The following is an 18,176-nucleotide window of genomic DNA, read 5'->3' as shown; positions in this document are numbered from 1 at the left end:
CGGCAAGGGCCGGTCTCGATACCGCCAATGGGAGGAGAACGCCATGGACACCACCGATCTCGTGCTTGCCATTTTCCATCATCTGCTGGTGTTCTCGCTGGCCGGCATCATTGGCGCCGAATTTGTCCTGATCCGCGGCGACCTCTCCGCCGCCACGCTGAAGCGGCTTGCCGGCATCGACCGCCACTACGGCATCCTCGCGATGTCGATCATCATCGTCGGCATCGGCCGCGTCGTCTACGGCCTGAAGGGCTGGGAGTTCTATGTCTACAACTGGGTGTTTTGGACCAAGATGGCGGCATTCGGCATCGTTGGCCTGCTGTCGATCATCCCGACCATCCGCTTCATCTCCTGGAACCGGCAAGCCAGTGCAAATCCCGGCTTTCAGGTGCCGGTTGCGGAACTCGCCTCGGTGAAGACCTATGTGCGCGCCGAAGCCTTCATCTTCCTGCTGATCCCGATCTTCGCGGCGGCGATGGCGCGCGGCTACGATTATTGAAGCAACGCCAACACCAAACCCATCTCCTCCGGGCATACTCCCCACTGATCGCCATGGTTGCGCACGACTGTATTTTGCAGTTTGCGTCAGGCGACAATCTGTTAGCTTGCCTTTGTTGCACCCTCGCTGCCTGACCTGCACAGCGATCGGAGATTGATATCCTGGGAGGAGAATTACGATGAGGAAAATTGTAGCCGCCCTGGCCGCCGCCGCGGCCGTCACGCTTTATTCGTTCACCGCCAGCGCACAGACCTATCCCGAGCGCACCATCACCGTCGTCGTGCCGTTTGCGGCCGGCGGTCCGACCGACACGGTTACGCGGCTCGTCGCCGAAGCCATGTCGAAGGATCTCGGCCAGCAGATCATCGTCGAAAATGTCGGCGGCGCCGGCGGCACGCTGGGCGCCGGCCGCGTCGCCAACGCCGACCCGGATGGCTACACGCTGCTCCTCCATCACATCGGCATGGCGACCAGCGCGACCCTCTACAGAAAACTCGCCTACGACACGCTGAACGCCTTCGAGTATGTCGGCCTCGTCACCGAGGTGCCGATGGCCATCGTCGCCCGCAAGGACCTGGAGCCGGCCGACCTGAAAGGGCTGGTCGAATACGCCAAGACCAACAAGGACACCATCACCGTCGCCAATGCCGGCATCGGCGCTGCCTCGCATCTGTGCGGCATGCTGTTCATGAGCGCCATCGGCACGCCGCTGGTCACCGTGCCCTACAAGGGCACCGGTCCGGCCATGACCGACCTTCTCGGCGGCCAGGTCGACATTATGTGCGACCAGACCACCAACACCACCAAGCAGATCCAGGGCGGCACGATCAAGGCCTATGCCGTCACCACGCCGGAGCGCCTCGACGTGCTGAAGGACGTGCCGACGACCATCGAAGCCGGCCTGCCCGCGGTGCAGGTCGGCATCTGGCACGGCCTCTATGCGCCGAAGGGCACGCCGGCCGAGATCACCGGCCGACTGTCGAAATCGCTCCAGGTCGCGCTGAAGGACCCCAACGTCATCGCCCGCTTCGCCGAACTCGGCACCAAGCCGTCGTCCGAGGCCGACGCGACGCCGGCAGCGCTGAAGGCCAAGCTGGAAGGCGAGATCATGCGCTGGAAGCCGATCATCGAAGCCGCCGGCCAATACGCCGACTGAGGCTTGAACGGGGCGCTGCCGGCGCCCCGTTTTCGCTTCGACGTCCGTTTTCACATTTGCAACGGCAAGCCCGTTGCAAGGGTCAGGGGAGGACCGCCATGAAACCTTTCGCCATCGACAGGGCAAACGGCCTGTGCGCCGCGCTGTTCATCTTTTTCGGCGCCTTTTTCGCGATACAATCGCTCGGCCTCGAAATCGGCACCGCCTTCCGCATGGGACCGGGCTATTTCCCGCTGGTGCTGGCGATCGTGCTGATCGTGCTCGGCGCCATCATCCTCGTCCAGGCGGTGCGCGTCGAGGGCGAGCCGATCGGCCCCATTGCGTGGCGCGGCATGCTGTTCATCCTGCCGGCGCCGATCTTTTTCGGCATGACCGTGCGCGGCCTCGGCTTCGTCCCGTCGATCTTCCTGACGGCGTTGATCGCCTCTTTTGCCAGCGCCCGCATGAAGCCGCTGACGGCACTTCTGCTGTCGGCCGGCCTGACGCTGTTTTCGGTGCTGGTCTTCAGCTACGCGCTCGGGCTGCCATTCCAGCGCTTCGGCCCCTGGTTGCCCCAATGGCTGGCATTGTGAGGCGCTGAGATGGACCTCCTCAGGAACCTCGAACTCGGCTTTTCGACGGCCACCACGCCGGCCAATCTGGGTTTTTGCCTCATCGGCGTTCTGCTCGGCACGCTGATCGGCGTCCTGCCCGGCATCGGCGCCACCGCAACCATCGCCATGCTGCTGCCGATCACCTTCCAGATCGGCGACCCGGTCTCGTCCCTCATCATGCTGGCCGGCATCTACTACGGCGCCCAGTATGGCGGTTCGACCACCGCCATTCTCATCAACATGCCCGGCGAATCCTCCTCGGCCGTGACCGCCATCGACGGCTACCAGATGGCCAGGAACGGTCGCGCCGGGGCGGCTCTGGCGATCGCCGCGATCGGCTCGTTCTTCGCCGGCACGGTGTCGACCTTTCTCGTCGCCGTCTTTGCCCCGCCGCTGACGGCAATAGCCCTGCAATTCGGCGCGGCCGAATATTTTTCGCTGATGATCGTCGGCCTCGTCTCGTCCATCGCGCTCGCCCACGGCTCGATCGTCAAGGCGCTGGCGATGGTCGTGCTCGGCCTGCTGCTCGGCATTGTCGGCACCGACATCTACACCGGCACGCCGCGCTTCACGCTCGGCATCCGCGAATATGCCGACGGGCTGAACTTCGTCGCGGTGGCGGTCGGCGTCTTCGGCGTTGCCGAGATCCTGCGCAATCTCGAAAACGAGCACGAGCGCTCGGTGATGATCAAAAAGGTCTCCGGCCTGATGCCGACCCGCGACGACTTCAAGGCGATGGCCGCGCCCATCGTGCGCGGCACGATCATCGGTTCGGCGCTCGGCATCCTGCCCGGCGGCGGCGCGGTGCTTGCGGCCTTTGCCTCCTACACGGTCGAAAAGCGCGTGTCGAAACACCCGGAGGAGTTCGGCAAGGGCGCCATCCCCGGCGTCGCCGGACCGGAATCGGCCAACAATGCCGGCGCCCAGACCTCCTTCATTCCGATGCTGACGCTGGGCATTCCGGCCAATCCGGTCATGGCGCTGATGATCGGCGCCATGATCATCCAGGGCATCGTGCCCGGCCCCAATGTCGCGATCGAGCAGCCGGCGCTGTTCTGGGGCATCATCGCCTCGATGTGGATCGGCAATCTGATGCTGATCGTGCTGAACCTGCCGCTGATCGGGCTGTGGGTGAAGCTGCTGACGATCCCCTATTATGTGCTCTTCCCGATCATCATGGCGTTCTGCTCGATCGGCGTTTACAGCGTCAACACCAACGCCTTCGATCTCTACGCAGTCGCCTTCTTCGGCCTGCTCGGCTACATCCTGACCAAGCTGCGCTGCGAACCCGCACCCCTGCTGCTCGGCTTCGTGCTCGGCCCGCTGCTCGAGGAAAACCTGCGCCGCGCCATGATCCTGTCGCGCGGCGACCCCTCGACCTTCGTGACGCGGCCGATCAGCGCCGGCCTGCTGCTCGTCGCACTGGCCGTGCTCGTCGTCGTCTTCCTGCCGTCGGTCAAGAAGAAGCGCGAAGAGGTGTTCGTGGAGGAAAGCTAGTTGTCGGGACGCCGGGCGCCGCGATTTCCACGAGCGGCGCCGGCACGTCTGTCGTCTTCACCTCGGCCTTGCAGAGATCGGCGATGACGCAGGCCGGGCAATCGGGCTTGCGCGCCTTGCAGACATAGCGGCCATGCAGGATCAGCCAGTGATGCGCATGGCGCATATACTCGTCCGGGATGATCCGCAGCAGCCCTTGCTCGACCTGTTCGGGCGTCTTGCCTGGCGCCAGGCCGAGGCGGTTGCCGATGCGGAAAATATGGGTGTCGACCGCCATCGTGTGCTGGCCGAACGCCATGTTGAGCACGACATTGGCGGTCTTGCGCCCGACCCCCGGCAGCTTGACCAACTCATCGCGCTCGCTGGGCACCTCGCCGCCGTAATCGCGTATCAGCGCCTCCGAGAGCGCCACGACATTCTTGGCCTTGTTGCGCCAGAGTCCGATGGTGCGGATGTACTCGCCGACCCTGGCTCCGCCCAGCGCCAGCATCTTTTCAGGTGTGTCGGCGACCTTGAACAACGCCCGCGTCGCCTTGTTGACGCCGGCATCGGTCGCCTGCGCCGACAGCACCACGGCCACCAGCAGCGTGAAGGCGTTGACGTGCTCGAGCTCGCCCTTCGGCTCGGGCCGCTGCACCGAAAACCGCCGGAAGATCTCATGCACCTCGGCGGCGCTGTAGAGCGAACGGAGCCGCACCGGCCGCGGTCGCGGCTTGGCATTCGAGCCGTCGCACCGCCCGGGCGGCAGTTCACTTTTGGATAGGGAAAGATTTTTGGACTTGGGGCTGGCCATTCCCTTCCTATAATATCCTGGGATGAGCGACACAAACGCCTCGTTTCAGGCCGACGAGCCATTCTTCCAGGCGCTGCTGACACCGCACCGCTCGCTGGGCCGCACCGGCTTTGCCGTGCTGATGGGCGCGCTGCTGTTCGGCTGGGTGGTGACCGGGGCGTTTTTCCTGTCGCGCGGCGCCTGGCCGGTGTTCGGCTTCTTCGGCCTCGACGTCATCGCCGTCTACGTCGCCTTCCGCGCCAACTATCGCGCCGCCCGTGCCCGCGAGGAAGTGTCGGTGTCGCGCACCAGCCTCGACATCCGCAAGAGGGCGCCCTCGGGAAAGTCGGAAGCGCATCGCTTCAACCCGTTCTGGGCGCGCTTTTCCGTCGCTCGCCATGCCGAGATCGGCATCACCAGGATGACGGTGGAAGCACAAGGACAGAATGTGCCGATCGGATCATTCCTGGACCCAGACTCCCGCGAGAGTTTTGCTGTGGCCTTTTCGCGGGCACTGACAAAAGCCAGGACGCGCTAGAGCCGCCGCATTAGAACCGGTAGCGTAAAATCCTGCCGACCTTGCGCAATGCGGGAATGTGTCTCCACAGTCCGATGAACAGTTTCGCGGACCAGCCCATGTGCGCGGTGCGTTCGGCGCTGTAGGCCGAGATGTCATCGACAAAGCGCAGCTTCGGAACGGCACGCTCCAGTACCTGCGGGTCGTCGATCGCCCAGTGAACCTCGGCGCCCGTCGCCCTGATGGTCGGATTGAGGCGCAGCATCTTCAGGCCGAAGTGGCTGTAGGCGTCGAACATCAGCTCGCCGCCGGCAAGATGCGCGACAAGGCGGGACAGCAGCCGTGGCCCCTCCTCTACCGGGAGATAAGGCGTCAACCCCTCCATCACCACGACGGCCGGACGATTGCGCGGCACTTCTGCCAGCCAGTCTGGGTCGGTTACCGAAGAGCCGACGAGGTGGTAGTGGTCCCGGGACGGGTAAAGCTTGCGCCGGAGCGCGATGACATCCGGAAAATCGACATCGAACCACTCCACGCCTTCGGGTGGATCGACACGGAAAATGCGCGTATCGAGCCCGCAGCCGAGATGCAGCACGATGGCGCCGGGATTTCTGGCGATGAAGTCCTGAACGCGGACATCATACGTCTTGGCCCGGATCGCCAGGCCGATGCCGAGATTGGTGTCGACCTTGAGGCGCGAGAAATCATAGTCGATCTTGCGCACGGCCTCGTCGGCGAAGCGATCCCCGAGCAGCGAATGCGGCAGCCGGCTTTCCAGTGCCTTGCCATAAAGCGTCATCAGCAAGGTCTCCCTTGCTCCGCTCAGATTCACCCTTTCGCCGGCCATTGGCATCTCCCGGGGCGCAATCCAGTATTTATCTGGGAACAGGCGGCAACAAGGCAAGTTTCGGGTGGTTGCAAGGGGCGGAAAGACCGATATTCGCGGTCAAGGAGATATTGCCATGAACGCCCAGATGACCATGAATACGCAGATGAAACCGACAGCGATCCTGCAGCACGACATCACCCCCAACGGCAGCGACTACGAGGTCGTGCGCCGCGCCATCGAGAAGATCAGCCTCGACTATCGCGACCAGCCCTCGCTGGAAGCCTTGGCCGCTGATGTCGGCGAGACACCCACGGGCCTGCAAAAGCTGTTCACCCGCTGGGCCGGCCTGTCGCCAAAAGCCTTCCTGCAGGCGGTCACCCTCGACCATGCCCGCAAACTGCTCGATTCCGGCATGCCGCTCCTCGAAACATCGTTCGAACTCGGCATGTCCGGCCCCGGCCGGCTGCACGATTTGTTCGTCACCCACGAGGCGATGTCGCCGGGCGACTACAAGACGCGCGGCGCTGGCCTGACCATCCGCTACGGCTACCACATCTCGCCCTTCGGCATCGCCCTGATCATGGTCACCGACCGTGGCCTTGCGGGGCTCGCCTTCAACGATCCGGGCGGCGAGCGGGCGGCTTTCGCCGACATGTCGGGCCGCTGGCCGAACGCCACCTATGTCGAGGACATGAGCGCCACCCAGCCCTATGCGGCGCGCATCTTCGATCCGACATTGTGGCGCGCCGACCAGCCGCTGCGCGTGGTGATGATCGGCTCCGACTTCCAGCTGCGCGTCTGGGACGCGCTGCTCAGGATCCCGATGGGCAAGGCCTGCACTTATTCTTCGATCGCCTCCAGGATCGGCGCGCCAAACGCCAGCCGGGCGGTGGGGGCGGCGGTCGGCGCCAACCCATTGTCCTTCGTCGTCCCTTGCCATCGGGCGCTGGGCAAGTCCGGCGCACTCACCGGCTACCACTGGGGCCTGACCCGCAAACGCGCCATCCTCGGTTGGGAAGCGGGCCAGACCGCGTCCTGAAGCTGCCCGCATCAAACAACACCGGCGAAATCCCTTCGCCGGTGTTTTTCTTTGCGAGCTCCCGGCGCAAAACATCCGCACGCTCTGGCAAGCCGCCGGCTTACAGGTTAGCTTCCCGCGCATTCCGCAGGAGGCTTTCTTGATCATCGTTGTCGGCTCGATCAACCTCGACCTTATCGCCAATGTCGACCGCCTGCCTTCGCCGGGCGAGACGGTCCGCGGCTCCGGCTTCACCACCGCGCCCGGCGGCAAGGGCGCCAACCAGGCGCTGGCTGCGGCGCGCGCCGGCGCCAAGGTGCGCATGGTCGGCGCCGTCGGCAAGGACAATTTCGCCACTGAGGCGCTGGCTTTGCTGGTGGCCGGCAAGGTCGATCTCTCCGGCGTCGGCCAGAGCTTCGCCTCCACCGGCACGGCGCTGATCCTCGTCGGCGCCGATGGCGAGAATGTCATCGCCGTCGTGCCGGGCGCCAATGATTCGGTGCTGCCCGGCGATCTCGCCAAGGCTTTCCTTGCGAAGGGCGACGTCGTCCTGCTGCAGCACGAGATCCCGTTGCAGACTGTCGATGCAGCGCTTGACGCCGCACGCGCCGCCGCCGCGGTCACCGTGCTCAACACCGCGCCGTTCCGTAGCGAGGCGGCAGCGTTGCTCGGCAAGGCCGACTACGCCGTCGCCAACGAAACCGAATTCGACCTTTACGGCGAGGCGCTGTCGCTGAAAGGCCGCGACCGCCCGGCGCGCATGCGCGACTTCGCCCGCAAGACCGGCCGCACCATCGTCGTCACGCTCGGCGGCGACGGCGTGCTGGCGGCGACACCGGACGATTTCCTGACCGTGCCGGCGCTGAAGATCACCCCGGTCGACACCGTCGGGGCCGGCGATACTTTTTGCGGTTATCTCGCTGCCGGGCTGGCGTCCAACCTGCCGCTGGAGCAGGCTCTCACCCGCGCCGCAGCCGCCGGCTCGCTCGCCTGCCTGAAGCCCGGCGCCCAGCCGGCCATCCCGCTGGCCGAGGATGTGGACACCGCCCTGCGCAACAACGCCGGATGACAGCCCTGCGCCCCGCAACGAAGCACGCCGTGCCCCCCGCCGGCGACATCTGCCGGATGTCCGCTGTCGACCTGGCCGAGGCGATCCGGCTGCGCCGCCTGTCCGTGCGCGAGTTGGTCGCCGCATTCCTCGACCGCATCGACGCGGTAAACCCGCTGGTCAATGCCATCGTCTCGTTGCGCGAGCGCTCCGACATCCTGCGCGAGGCCGACGCGGCGGACGCGCATCTAGCGCAAGGCGGGCCGGCCGGCTCGCTGTTTGGCCTGCCGATGGCGATAAAAGACCTCGCCATGACGCGCGGCTTGAGGACCAGTTTCGGCTCGCCGATCTTCGCCGATTTCGTGCCGCAGGAGGATGATTTCTTCGTCGAGCGCATCCGCAAGGCCGGCGGCATCATCATCGGCAAGACCAACGTTCCCGAATTCGGGCTGGGATCCAACACCTACAATAATGTTTTCGGACCGACGCTGAACGCGTTCGATCCGGCGCTGACCGCCGGCGGCTCGAGCGGCGGCGCAGCCGTCGCCCTTGCGCTCGACATGGTTCCGGTCGCCGACGGCAGCGATTTCGGCGGCTCGCTGCGCAATCCGGCGGCGTGGAACAATGTCTATGGCTTCCGCCCGTCGCAGGGCCTTGTCCCCGGCGGGCCGGATCTTGAAGTCTTTCATGCCCAGATGGGCATAGACGGGCCGATGGGCCGCAGCATCAGCGACATGGCGCTGCTGCTCGACGTGCAGGCGGGCTACCATCCGCATGCGCCCTTGTCCTGGGAAAAGCCTGGTTCATTCCTCGAAGGGCTGGCAACGCCGGCAAGCGGCGGCCGCGTCGGCTGGCTCGGTGATCTCGGCGGTCACCTGCCGGTGGAGCCTGGCATCCTCGATCTGTGCGAGGCCGCACTCGGCCGCTTCGCGGAGGCATCCTTCCTGACCGAGCCCTTGCTGCCGGATTTCGATTTCGAGGCACTGTGGCAAGCCTTCGTGACGCTGCGGCAGGCGAGCAGCGGCTCGGCGCTGAAAGTCCATTATGACGACCCGCACAAGCGCGCCCTGCTGAAGCCGGAAGCCGTCTGGGAGGTGGAGAACGCCATGCGGCTGACGGCGCCGCAGATCCGCGCGGCCTCGGTCATCCGCACCTCCTGGCACCGGACGCTGCTGTCGCTGTTCGAGCACTTCGATCTCATCGCGCTGCCGACGGCGCAGGTCTTTCCTTTCGAAGTCGGCACGCATTGGCCAAGTGAGGTCGCCGGACGGACGATGGACAGCTATCATCGCTGGATGCAGGTTTCGGCCTTCGCCACGCTCGGCGGCTGTCCGGCGCTCAACGTGCCCGTCGGCTTCGACGACAAAGGCCGCCCCTTGGGCATGCAGCTGATCGGCCGGCCGCGCGGCGACCTCGCCGTGCTCAGGGCCGGAGCGGCCTATGAGGCGACCCTGCCTTGGCAGGTGGGGGCGTCCTGACGCGAGGGGCGGCACGGTCTGCGACCGGCTTGCACCAGCCCCGCCGCCATGCATTGATTGCAGCCAGCCGCCTAAGCGCATCCTCGAGGAAATCCCCATGTCGCTGGAACTCTACGCCGCCTATGTCCTTGCCTGCATCGTCATCATCCTGGTGCCCGGTCCGACTGTCACGCTGATCATCGCCAACAGCATCCGCCACGGCGCGCGCGCCGGGCTTGCCAATGTCGCCGGCACGCAGGCCGGGCTTGCCATCATGATCGCCATCGTCGGCATCGGCCTCAACACGCTGATCGCGGGCATGGGCCACTGGTTCGAATGGGTGCGTCTGATCGGCGCCGCCTATCTGATCTGGATGGGCGTGCAGATGTTCCGCGCCAAGGGCACGCTGAACGCCGACGGCACGGCGAGAAAGCCGCGTGGCGGCTTCTTCCTGCAGGGTCTGCTGGTGGCGCTCAGCAACCCCAAGACCCTGGTGTTCTTCGGCGCCTTCTTCCCGCAATTCATCGCCCCGCAGGGCAATTACACCCTGCAGATCGTCGTCATGGCCCTCACCGCCATGATCTTCGCCGCCGTCTCGGATTCCACCTATGCTCTCGCCGCCAGCCGCGCCGGCCGCCTGCTCTCGGCCAGCCGCATCAAGCTGATGTCCAGGATCAGCGGCAGCTTTCTGGTCGGCGGCGGCCTGTGGCTAGCTTTTTCGAAGGCGAAGTAACAACCGTGGACGGTCGTTTCCAACGGCAGAATGAGCCCGTACGTGAAGGCTGATTGAAAGTCAGTCTCCACGCCACCACATGACTTTGTGCTGGGGATTCTTTCAAATGTCATGGACTTATAGGGATTTGAAAAGGAACGCGCCCGGCGTGGTCCTGATCGTCGCCATGTTCGCGATGATGGTTCCTTCGGCGCTCTACAAATGGACGAATGATGCGAGCCCCATCCGGTCAGTCGAGCCAATCCACGCAACGGTCAAAAGCGCCCAATCGGACCACGACCACACCCTTTATCTGGTTTCGCTCGAAAGCGGTTCGTCCATTCTTGTCGATGACGACCGGCCGCATCTGATCGGCGCGACGGCAAACATGGAGCGCGTCACGCGCGAGAATGGAATGGTCTTCTATCGATTTGCAAAGTGAACGGCGGCGGCGCCTTCCTTCTCCCCTGTGGGAGAAGGTGGATCGGCGCGATAGCGCCGAGACGGATGAGGGGTGTTCCAGCGGAGTGAGACGTGGGCGTTCCCTGGAACACCCCACATCCGTCGCCTTCGGCGACACCGCCCGGGGGCGAGCCACTTGTCTCGCCCCGTCCCTTCGGAACCCACAATGGGGAGAAAGGAAAGACAGAGCTAAAGCCGAGCCAACCGCTCCACCAGAAGCGCGAAAAAGGCGTCATGGTCGATGTCGCGCATCACCATGGCGTTCTTCGGCCGCTTGGTCACGCCCCACCAGTCGATCACGGTCATGCCCATGGTGAGTTCGGAGGTGGTTTCGACGGTGACGTTGCAGTTGCGGCCCTTGAACAGCTCCGGCTTCAACAGATACGCGATGACGCAGGGGTCGTGCAGCGGGCCGCCATCGGTGCCGTATTTCTCCTCGTCGAAGCGCTCGAAGAACTCCAGCATCTCGGCCGTCGCGGTGCCGACCCGGGTGCCGAGCTGGCGGATGGCCTGCGTGCGCTTGGCCGTGGTCAGCGCCTTGTGGGTGACGTCGAGCGGCATCATGACGATCGGAATGCCGGATTTGAACACCAGGTCGGCGGCTTGCGGATCGACATAGATGTTGAATTCTGCGGTCGGCGTGACATTGCCGCCTTCGAAGAAACCGCCGCCCATCAGTACGATTTCCTTGATGCGCGGCGCGATCTTCGGCTCACGGATCAGCGCCAGCGCGACATTGGTGAGAGGGCCGAGCGCGCACAGCGTGATCGTGCCGGCCTCTTCCTTCATCAGCGTCTCGACGATGAAGTCGACCGCATACTGGCCCTGCAGCTTCATCTTCGGATCGGGCAGTTGCGGGCCGTTGAGGCCGGTCTTGCCATGCACTTCCTCGGCGGTGACCAGCTCGCGCGCCAACGGGCGGATGGCGCCTGCATAGACCTTGATGTCGGGCCGGCCGGCCAGTTCGCAGATTTTCCTGGCGTTCTTTTCGGTCAATTTCAGCGGCACGTTGCCGGCAACAGCAGAGATGCCGACGATCTCCAGCTCGGCGCTGCCGAGCGCCAGCAATATGGCGACGGCATCGTCCTGGCCGGGATCCGTGTCGATGATGATCTTGCGGGTCTGGGGCATTTCATTTCCTTATGCGGGGGAGTCTTTTTGGCGGGGGTGTTCGGCGGCTTGAACTTGGCCGCAGCGCGGACCATATCAAGACCATCGGGAAAAATGCCATCCGGGTTTTTCCAGTTTATGTCGCTCCAAAGAGGACAGTGTAACATGAGCCGAATGACGCCCTTCTCCAGCCCGCTTCTTCTTGGTTTCGATGCCATGGAAAAGACCCTGGAACGACTGGCGAAATCCGGTGACAGTTATCCTCCCTACAACATCGAGCGCCTCAGCGGTGCTGACGGCAAGGCCGAAAGGCTGCGCATTACGCTGGCTGTCGCGGGTTTCGCCGAAAGCGATCTCGATGTCACCACGGAGGAAAACCAGTTGGTCGTGCGCGGCCGTCAAACCGACGACACCGAGCGCGAATTCCTCCATCGCGGCATCGCCGCGCGCCAGTTCCAGCGCTGTTTCGTGCTGGCCGACGGCATGCGGGTGATCGCAGCGGAACTGAAGAACGGCCTTTTGTCGATCGATCTCGATCGGCCGGATACCGAACGGCTGGTACGGAAAATAAATATATCGGTGAAAGACTGATCTTTACCGATGGCTCTCATGCGGGATGGCCTTGAGCGGCGTCCTCGCGCCAAGGAGGCTTGAAATGACCAGAACTGACGAAACCATCACCATGACCAGCGGCGAATTCGCCCATCTCGGCGAAGGCTCGGTCGCTTATCTCCGCAAGGTCTCGAGCGACGAGCTGCTCGGGCGCTTCCCCAACCTCGGCGAAATAGCGCCTGGTATGGTCCTGTGGGCCCTGTTTGCCGCCAACGGCCAGCCGATCCTGCTTTCGGATGCGAAAGACCGGGCTTTGGCCGGCGCCATGGAAAACGACCTGACCACTGTCGCCATTCACTAAGGCGACTGCTGGCGGTTGAAATGGAGAGGGCCGCCTTCGGCGGCCCCTGGAAGACTTAAATCCGAAGAACTTCAGGCGGCGTGCGAGGCCTGCGTGTCCGAAAGCAGTGCGTGGATGGCGACCGCGTCGCGCGTGCCTCTGATCTTGGCCACCGTGTCGGCGTCGCGCAAAACCCTGGCGATGCGCGACAGTGCCTTGAGGTGATCGGCGCCGGCGCCTTCCGGGGCCAGCAGCAAAAACACCAGATCGACCGGCTGGTCATCCAAGGCCTCGAAATCGACCGGCGTCTCCAGCCGGGCAAAGACGCCGGCGATGCGCTTCACCCCGGCGAGCTTGCCGTGCGGAATGGCGATGCCGTTGCCGACGCCGGTGGAGCCCAGCCGTTCGCGCTGCAGGATGGTGTCGAACACTTCGCGCTCCGGAATGCCGGAAATCGCCGCCGCTCTCTCGGACAGCAACTGCAGAAGCTGCTTTTTGGAGTTCGCCTTCAACGCCGGCAAGATCGCCGGAACGTTGAGAAGATCGCTCAGATCCATATTTGAAATCCCTTATTCGCCTGCCGTCGCCAGTCCTCGCCCCTCGCGCGGCTGGCTATTATCCCTGTGCGACCATTGCCGTCACCTGTGCGACCATTGTCGTTGTCGTCACGCCTGTGCGACTTTGGTCGTCGACGGGTCGATCCAGCCGATATTTCCGTCCGGCCGCCGATAGACGATGTTGAGGTGGTCGTTTCCGGCGTTGCGGAATACGAAAACCGGGCTGTCCTTGGTGTCGAGTTCGATAACCGCCGACGCCACCGACATGGTCTGCAGCGTCATGGTTGATTCGGCGACGATGGCCGGGGCGTAGTCCTCCGGAATGTCCTCATCGTCATCGGTCAGCGGCGCCATTACCGTATAGGCGATGTCGGTGATTTCGCCATTTCCATTGCCTGAATTGTGCGATTTCAGACGGCGTTTGTAGCGCCGCAGCCTGGTTTCGAGGCGGTCCGCGGCCGCCTCGAAGGCAAGTGTCGGATCCTGAGAATCGCCGGTTGCCTGCAGCGAAGCGCCGGAATCCAGCCTGATCATGCAATCGGCCGAGTAACGCGACCCCGATTTGATGACCGTGACGTGCCCTGAAAAACCGCGATCGAAATATTTTCCAATCGCCTCGCCGACACGATCGGTAATGCGCGTACGCAACGCATCGCCGATATCCATGTGTTTACCCGATATGCGCAATTTCATCTGAAAACTGACCTTCCTTGCTCAGGCTTCAAACTGGCCAGAGTTTATACTCGTGATCCGTGCGCACAAGCTTTGCGGCGTCAACTCGCGCCGATTTTAGATCCGAACTTTCCGGTTGATCACAATCCGCCTTCTTGGCCGTCCCGTGGCCTTCATCGTGACGGACCATCCGCATGCGGGCCGCGAGCCCGTCTCATGCGGGCGGGCTTCTAGACACTTCATTGCAGCTTGTCAATTAATGCATGTCGCCCAGAAGTGCGCTGCGGTTCTGGGACAACGACATGCATCAAAACAAAGACTTAAAGCGCGTCGTATGAATCCGTTTCAGCGCGATGCGCTTTAAGGTCGGAAAGTTGTGGAATCCAGCCATAGCAAAAGCCTTGCCGGGCAAGCAGACCTAGCGCCCCGCGCTCGCCAGAGCGCGCTTTTCACGCCGCCGCTGCACCGACGAGGGAATATTCATACCCTCCCGGTACTTGGCCACCGTGCGCCGGGCAATATCGACGCCGCTTTCCTTCAACATATCGACGATTGCGTCATCGGACAGCACATCGGCGGGCTTTTCCTCGTCGATCAGCTGCTTGATGCGGTCGCGCACCGCTTCCGAGGAATGCGCATCACCGCCGCCCGACGCCGCGATCGAAGCCGTGAAGAAATAACGCAGCTCGAACACGCCACGCGGCGTCAGCATGTATTTGTTGGCCGTCACCCGGCTGACGGTCGATTCATGCATGCCGATGGCATCGGCCACCGTGCGCAGGTTGAGCGGCCTGAGCTGGCGCACGCCATGGACGAGAAAAGCGTCCTGCTGGCGCACGATTTCCGACGCCACTTTCAGGATCGTCTTTGCCCGCTGGTCGAGGCTCCGCGTCAGCCAGTTGGCATTCTGCAGGCATTCGGCCAGGAAATCCTTCTCCGCCTGATTCTTCGCATGCGGCGAGACCTGGGCGAAATAGATGTGATCGACCAGCACGCGCGGCAGCGTCTCGGCATTGAGCTCGACCGTCCAGCTACCGTCATTGGCGGCACGGACTTCGACATCGGCGACGATGGCATCGCTGGCGCCGCCTGAAAATGCCGTGCCCGGACGCGGATCGAGCGCGCGGATTTCGGCCAGCATGTCGAGAAGATCCTCCTCGTCAACCTCGCAAAGCCGCTTCAGCGTCTGGAAATCGCGCCGCGCCAGGAGTTCGAGGTTGCCGATCAGCGTTTTCATCGCCGGATCGAGACGATCGCGCATGGCAAGTTGCAGCGACAGGCATTCGGCAAGGTCGCGCGCAAACAGGCCGACCGGCTCGAATGTGTGGCAGGCTGCCAGCACCTTGGCCACCACCGCCTGATCGGCGCCGAGCCGTTTGGCGATCTCGGCGGGATCGGCGCGCAGATAGCCGGCCTCGTCCAGGCCGTCGGCCAGTTCGGCTGCGATCAGCCTTGCGGCCGGATCGGCAAAGGCAAGCGCGATCTGCTCGCCGACATGCTGGCGCAGCGTGATCGCCGCGGCGGCCATGTCGCCGACGTCGAAGCCTTCGGAAGAACCGGACGAACTATTGCCGGTGGCCGACTTCCACTGCGCCGTCAGGTCCGGACCGAGCCGCTCGCTGGTGCCGGGATCGTCGGGGAACAGATTTTCCAGCGAGCTGTCGAGCTTGTCGGAGATCGCTTCGGCGCTCCACGCCGTCTCGTTTTCGAACCAGTCGCCATCGGCGGCAGGCTCAGGAGCGGCATCGCCCTTCTGCACCTGGTCGCTTGCGGCGTCATCCTGGGGCTCGGCGCGCTCCAGCAGCGGATTGCGCTCGATCTCGTCGTCGATGAAGTGGTCGAGCTCGACATGGGTGAGCTGCAACAGCCTGATCGACTGCATCAGCTGCGGCGTCATCACCAGCGACTGGGATTGTCGTAGCTGTAGTTTCGCCGCCAACGCCATGGTTCGGTTTCAAACGCCCTTCTGCACCCGGAAGCCTACACATCAGAAGCTGCCGGAAAATGAATTTTTCCGACCTTCCATAGAAACTGGCCCGGCTTTTGCTTGTCAAGGCGAACGACGGCAAAAGGCCCCTACCGAAGCATTATCTCACGCAAAATCGGAGAAAAAAGCCCGGCGGGGCGGCAAAAATCACGTCAGGAAACAAATTTCACGCTCAGAGCGTGAAACCTTCGCCGAGGTAGAGCCGGCGCACATCGGGGTTCGCCACCACCTCGTCGGCACGGCCATGAGTCAGCACCTGGCCGGCATGGATGATGTAGGCGCGGTCGATGAGGCCGAGCGTTTCGCGCACATTGTGGTCGGTAATCAGCACGCCGATGCCGCGCGCCGTTAGATGACGAACCAGCTGCTGGATGTCGGCGACGGCAATCGGGTCGATGCCGGCGAACGGCTCGTCGAGCAGCATGTAGGCCGGGCGCGTCGCCAAAGCTCGGGCGATCTCAAGACGCCGCCGCTCGCCACCCGACAGCGACATGGACGGCGACTTCCGCAGATGGCTGATGTGAAATTCCTCGAGCAGTTCGTCGAGATTGCGCTCGCGCACCTTGCGGTCCTTCTCAACCACTTCGAGCACGGCGCGGATGTTCTGCTCGACATTCAGGCCGCGGAAGATCGAGGCTTCCTGCGGCAAATAGCCGATGCCGAGGCGGGCGCGGCGGTACATCGGCATCGAGGTGACGTCGAAACCGTCGATCTCGATCGTGCCCTCATCGACCGGCACCAGGCCGGTGACCATGTAGAAACAGGTGGTCTTGCCGGCGCCGTTCGGCCCGAGCAGCCCGACAGCCTCGCCGGCGCGCACGCCGATGGTGACACCGCTGACCACCTTGCGGCCCTTGTAGCTCTTGGTCAGACCCTTGGCGATCAGGGTGCCCTTGAACTTCGAGGAATCAACGGTGACTGTGGCCGGTGCTGCAAGTTTACTGGCCGCCCGTCCCGGAAGGCGGGTCAGCAGCGAAGACACGCCAGTCATTCGGGCTTCGGGGCCTCGGATTTCGGTGGCGGCGTCATCGACATGATGACGCGCCCGCCGCAGCCATCGACCTGAGCAAGGCCGCTTTTCATCTGCACGGTGAGCTTGCAGCCCTTGAGGACGTTGGGTCCTTGGGACAAGACGACCTCCTTGCCCGACAGAACAAGCACCTGCGTCTTCATGTCGAACGTGGCGTTGTCGCCGGTGGCGATCTGGTCATTCGACTTGATGTAGACTTTGTTCTTGACCACCAGATGGTCGATATTGGCCGAACCGGTCATCGCCGAAGCGCCGGCGGCAGCACCTTTGGCGGCGTTGGGGTCCTTGACGTAGTAGACCTCCATGCTGCCGGCCTTGAGCAGCGTCGGCCCTTGCGTGACGGTGACGTTGCCGCTGAACAGCGCCATGCTGTCGGCCTGGCGGACCTCAAGTTTGTCGCTCTCGATCTGGATCGGCTGGTCGCCCGACAGTTTGAGCCCGGATTGGCTGCTGGCGCTGGACTGAGCCCACGACGGCGCCATACCCAGCAACAGCAAGGCCGAAGCTGCGGCGACAAGCCGTGCCGAATTACTGGGACGCATTCGTTTCTCCGCTCTTTGCCTCTGCCGCCTTCATAGTGGCCGGATCGATGTGAACGCTTACCTTGTTCTCGAAAACGATGACCTTGCCATTGTCTTCGACCGACATTGAACCCGCGGTGATCCGCGAGCCGTTACGGCTGACATCGACCGCATCACCTGTCTTCATAGAGCCTTTGCCCATATCGAGGAAGACCGATTTGAAGATGGCAGCGACGCCGTCGGTGGTGGTGACGGTAACGTCGCTGGTCATGTCCATCGTGTTGGCGTTTCTGTTGTAGATCCCGCGCTTGGCGTCGACGGTCGCCACATTGTCGGCCGTCAGCGGCAATTTGGCATGGATGCCTTCGAGTTCGATGATGTCCTGCTTGCCGACATCCTGGATGGCGCGCAAGGCCGTCAGCGAATAGGGCAGCTTGTCCTTGGTGAAGCCGTTGAGCTTCGGATTGGCCATCACCAGCTTGCCATCCGCGAAAGCGGTGCCGTCTGCCTGTATCGAAATGTTGATCGGCGCCGCCAGATAGGAATAGACCGGAAACGCAACCGCGATCCCGGCGGCAAGCACCGGCACGGCGAACTTAAGCACGCGCACGCGGCGCGAGTGGCGCTGGGCGCGGTCGAAGGCGTCGCCGCGCGTACCCGCTGGCGCCGGGGGCGCCAAGGCCGCATCGGCATTGGTCGGTTCGTTCGATCGCGCAAGCATGACTGACTTCTAATAAACCCTTGTCCGCCAAAACACCTGCTATAGGTGGGTTGCCGGCCCCCGCAAGCAAGCACAAGCGGAGGAAAACCGCAAAAATGTGACGGCCGCTGTTTCACAGACGGAACT

At 63.5% G+C, this 18,176-nt stretch carries 21 protein-coding genes; 12 read left to right on the top strand and 9 right to left on the bottom strand.

Going from position 1 to position 18,176, the window contains the following annotated elements:
- The first annotated feature begins 43 nt into the window (after positions 1-43).
- From X730_RS151385 to X730_RS151400, 4 genes are all read left to right on the top strand, one after another.
- Positions 44-499 carry a DUF2214 family protein gene (locus X730_RS151385; RefSeq protein WP_023669727.1) on the top strand — a complete coding sequence of 152 codons (456 nt, stop codon included), beginning with the start codon at positions 44-46 and terminating at the stop codon, positions 497-499.
- A gap of 178 nt (positions 500-677) precedes the next feature.
- Complete coding sequence (locus tag X730_RS151390) at positions 678-1,655, top strand: tripartite tricarboxylate transporter substrate-binding protein (RefSeq protein WP_023683081.1); 978 nt, start codon at positions 678-680, stop codon at positions 1,653-1,655.
- A gap of 98 nt (positions 1,656-1,753) precedes the next feature.
- Entirely contained in the window at positions 1,754-2,227 is a 474-nt protein-coding gene (locus X730_RS151395; RefSeq protein WP_023683080.1) for a tripartite tricarboxylate transporter TctB family protein, read from the top strand.
- A gap of 9 nt (positions 2,228-2,236) precedes the next feature.
- Positions 2,237-3,745 carry a tripartite tricarboxylate transporter permease gene (locus tag X730_RS151400; protein WP_023826342.1) on the top strand — a complete coding sequence of 503 codons (1,509 nt, stop codon included), beginning with the start codon at positions 2,237-2,239 and terminating at the stop codon, positions 3,743-3,745.
- Here the strand turns inward: X730_RS151400 and nth are convergent.
- Entirely contained in the window at positions 3,705-4,538 is an 834-nt protein-coding gene (gene nth, locus X730_RS151405; RefSeq protein WP_023700092.1) for an endonuclease III, read from the bottom strand. The two genes, X730_RS151400 and nth, sit on opposite strands and share 41 nt — an antisense overlap.
- Positions 4,539-4,560: 22 nt before the next feature.
- Between nth and X730_RS151410 the strand changes: the two genes are divergently transcribed.
- On the top strand, positions 4,561-5,055 hold the full coding sequence (locus X730_RS151410; RefSeq protein WP_023826341.1) for a DUF2244 domain-containing protein: 495 nt from the start codon (positions 4,561-4,563) through the stop codon (positions 5,053-5,055).
- Between the two features lie 10 nt (positions 5,056-5,065).
- Here the strand turns inward: X730_RS151410 and X730_RS151415 are convergent, their stop codons facing one another.
- Positions 5,066-5,881, bottom strand: coding sequence for a class I SAM-dependent methyltransferase (locus X730_RS151415; RefSeq protein WP_023683077.1), 816 nt, complete (start codon positions 5,879-5,881; stop codon positions 5,066-5,068).
- 115 nt (positions 5,882-5,996) lie between these two features.
- On the opposite strand from X730_RS151415, the gene X730_RS151420 reads away from it, so the two are divergent.
- The 5 genes from X730_RS151420 (at position 5,997) to X730_RS151440 (ending at position 10,540) form a co-directional block, all read left to right on the top strand.
- Positions 5,997-6,902 carry a methylated-DNA--[protein]-cysteine S-methyltransferase gene (locus tag X730_RS151420; RefSeq protein WP_031192912.1) on the top strand — a complete coding sequence of 302 codons (906 nt, stop codon included), beginning with the start codon at positions 5,997-5,999 and terminating at the stop codon, positions 6,900-6,902.
- 139 nt (positions 6,903-7,041) lie between these two features.
- On the top strand, positions 7,042-7,950 hold the full coding sequence (locus X730_RS151425; RefSeq protein ID WP_023826340.1) for a ribokinase: 909 nt from the start codon (positions 7,042-7,044) through the stop codon (positions 7,948-7,950).
- A complete protein-coding gene (locus X730_RS151430) occupies positions 7,947-9,407 on the top strand; it encodes an amidase (protein ID WP_031196903.1) in 1,461 nt (486 codons plus the stop codon). The genes X730_RS151425 and X730_RS151430 overlap by 4 nt, the downstream gene beginning before the upstream one ends.
- A gap of 97 nt (positions 9,408-9,504) precedes the next feature.
- The gene (locus X730_RS151435; RefSeq protein ID WP_023826339.1) at positions 9,505-10,119 is read left to right on the top strand and encodes a LysE family translocator; all 615 of its coding nucleotides are present in this window, start codon (positions 9,505-9,507) and stop codon (positions 10,117-10,119) included.
- 148 nt (positions 10,120-10,267) lie between these two features.
- Complete coding sequence (locus X730_RS151440; protein WP_245261353.1) at positions 10,268-10,540, top strand: hypothetical protein; 273 nt, start codon at positions 10,268-10,270, stop codon at positions 10,538-10,540.
- Positions 10,541-10,749: 209 nt separating this feature from the next.
- On the opposite strand, the gene X730_RS151445 is transcribed toward X730_RS151440, so the two are convergent.
- Positions 10,750-11,691, bottom strand: a complete 942-nt coding sequence (locus tag X730_RS151445; RefSeq protein WP_023698210.1) for a nucleoside hydrolase — start codon at positions 11,689-11,691, stop codon at positions 10,750-10,752.
- A gap of 144 nt (positions 11,692-11,835) precedes the next feature.
- Between X730_RS151445 and X730_RS151450 the strand changes: the two genes are divergently transcribed.
- Positions 11,836-12,261 (top strand): Hsp20 family protein, encoded by a 426-nt coding sequence (locus X730_RS151450; protein WP_023669741.1) that lies wholly within the window; start codon positions 11,836-11,838, stop codon positions 12,259-12,261.
- Positions 12,262-12,325: 64 nt separating this feature from the next.
- Entirely contained in the window at positions 12,326-12,583 is a 258-nt protein-coding gene (locus X730_RS151455) for a DUF1150 family protein (RefSeq protein ID WP_023683072.1), read from the top strand.
- Between the two features lie 71 nt (positions 12,584-12,654).
- Here the strand turns inward: X730_RS151455 and ptsN are convergent, their stop codons facing one another.
- The 6 genes from ptsN to lptC form a co-directional block, all read right to left on the bottom strand.
- Positions 12,655-13,119, bottom strand: coding sequence for a PTS IIA-like nitrogen regulatory protein PtsN (gene ptsN, locus X730_RS151460; RefSeq protein WP_023669743.1), 465 nt, complete (start codon positions 13,117-13,119; stop codon positions 12,655-12,657).
- Between the two features lie 108 nt (positions 13,120-13,227).
- Complete coding sequence (raiA, locus tag X730_RS151465) at positions 13,228-13,812, bottom strand: ribosome-associated translation inhibitor RaiA (RefSeq protein WP_023751408.1); 585 nt, start codon at positions 13,810-13,812, stop codon at positions 13,228-13,230.
- 397 nt (positions 13,813-14,209) lie between these two features.
- A complete protein-coding gene (rpoN, locus tag X730_RS151470; RefSeq protein ID WP_023826338.1) occupies positions 14,210-15,736 on the bottom strand; it encodes an RNA polymerase factor sigma-54 in 1,527 nt (508 codons plus the stop codon).
- Between the two features lie 214 nt (positions 15,737-15,950).
- Positions 15,951-16,769, bottom strand: coding sequence for an LPS export ABC transporter ATP-binding protein (gene lptB / locus X730_RS151475; RefSeq protein WP_023669746.1), 819 nt, complete (start codon positions 16,767-16,769; stop codon positions 15,951-15,953).
- Positions 16,766-17,350 carry an LptA/OstA family protein gene (locus tag X730_RS151480; RefSeq protein WP_023683069.1) on the bottom strand — a complete coding sequence of 195 codons (585 nt, stop codon included), beginning with the start codon at positions 17,348-17,350 and terminating at the stop codon, positions 16,766-16,768. Before X730_RS151480 ends, lptB begins: the two co-directional genes overlap by 4 nt.
- Entirely contained in the window at positions 17,337-18,050 is a 714-nt protein-coding gene (gene lptC, locus X730_RS151485) for an LPS export ABC transporter periplasmic protein LptC (RefSeq protein WP_023826337.1), read from the bottom strand. Before lptC ends, X730_RS151480 begins: the two co-directional genes overlap by 14 nt.
- Positions 18,051-18,176 lie beyond the last annotated feature (126 nt).

Source organism: Mesorhizobium sp. L103C131B0 (assembly GCF_000502275.1).
Classification (GTDB): Bacteria; Pseudomonadota; Alphaproteobacteria; order Rhizobiales; family Rhizobiaceae; genus Mesorhizobium.
Note: the sequence above shows the minus strand (reverse complement) of the source record. Positions and strands in the feature narration are given on the sequence as shown.

Bases quoted from the DNA above. Each gene is read 5' to 3' on its own strand.
- X730_RS151385 (WP_023669727.1), top strand. From the start codon at position 44: ATGGACACCACCGATCTCGTGCTTGCCATTTTCCATCATCTGCTGGTG.
- X730_RS151390 (WP_023683081.1), top strand. From the start codon at position 678: ATGAGGAAAATTGTAGCCGCCCTGGCCGCCGCCGCGGCCGTCACGCTT.
- X730_RS151395 (WP_023683080.1), top strand. From the start codon at position 1,754: ATGAAACCTTTCGCCATCGACAGGGCAAACGGCCTGTGCGCCGCGCTG.
- X730_RS151400 (WP_023826342.1), top strand. From the start codon at position 2,237: ATGGACCTCCTCAGGAACCTCGAACTCGGCTTTTCGACGGCCACCACG.
- nth (WP_023700092.1), bottom strand. From the start codon at position 4,538: ATGGCCAGCCCCAAGTCCAAAAATCTTTCCCTATCCAAAAGTGAACTG.
- X730_RS151410 (WP_023826341.1), top strand. From the start codon at position 4,561: ATGAGCGACACAAACGCCTCGTTTCAGGCCGACGAGCCATTCTTCCAG.
- X730_RS151415 (WP_023683077.1), bottom strand. From the start codon at position 5,881: ATGGCCGGCGAAAGGGTGAATCTGAGCGGAGCAAGGGAGACCTTGCTG.
- X730_RS151420 (WP_031192912.1), top strand. From the start codon at position 5,997: ATGAACGCCCAGATGACCATGAATACGCAGATGAAACCGACAGCGATC.
- X730_RS151430 (WP_031196903.1), top strand. From the start codon at position 7,947: ATGACAGCCCTGCGCCCCGCAACGAAGCACGCCGTGCCCCCCGCCGGC.
- X730_RS151435 (WP_023826339.1), top strand. From the start codon at position 9,505: ATGTCGCTGGAACTCTACGCCGCCTATGTCCTTGCCTGCATCGTCATC.
- X730_RS151445 (WP_023698210.1), bottom strand. From the start codon at position 11,691: ATGCCCCAGACCCGCAAGATCATCATCGACACGGATCCCGGCCAGGAC.
- X730_RS151450 (WP_023669741.1), top strand. From the start codon at position 11,836: ATGAGCCGAATGACGCCCTTCTCCAGCCCGCTTCTTCTTGGTTTCGAT.
- X730_RS151455 (WP_023683072.1), top strand. From the start codon at position 12,326: ATGACCAGAACTGACGAAACCATCACCATGACCAGCGGCGAATTCGCC.
- ptsN (WP_023669743.1), bottom strand. From the start codon at position 13,119: ATGGATCTGAGCGATCTTCTCAACGTTCCGGCGATCTTGCCGGCGTTG.
- raiA (WP_023751408.1), bottom strand. From the start codon at position 13,812: ATGAAATTGCGCATATCGGGTAAACACATGGATATCGGCGATGCGTTG.
- rpoN (WP_023826338.1), bottom strand. From the start codon at position 15,736: ATGGCGTTGGCGGCGAAACTACAGCTACGACAATCCCAGTCGCTGGTG.
- lptB (WP_023669746.1), bottom strand. From the start codon at position 16,769: ATGACTGGCGTGTCTTCGCTGCTGACCCGCCTTCCGGGACGGGCGGCC.
- X730_RS151480 (WP_023683069.1), bottom strand. From the start codon at position 17,350: ATGCGTCCCAGTAATTCGGCACGGCTTGTCGCCGCAGCTTCGGCCTTG.
- lptC (WP_023826337.1), bottom strand. From the start codon at position 18,050: ATGCTTGCGCGATCGAACGAACCGACCAATGCCGATGCGGCCTTGGCG.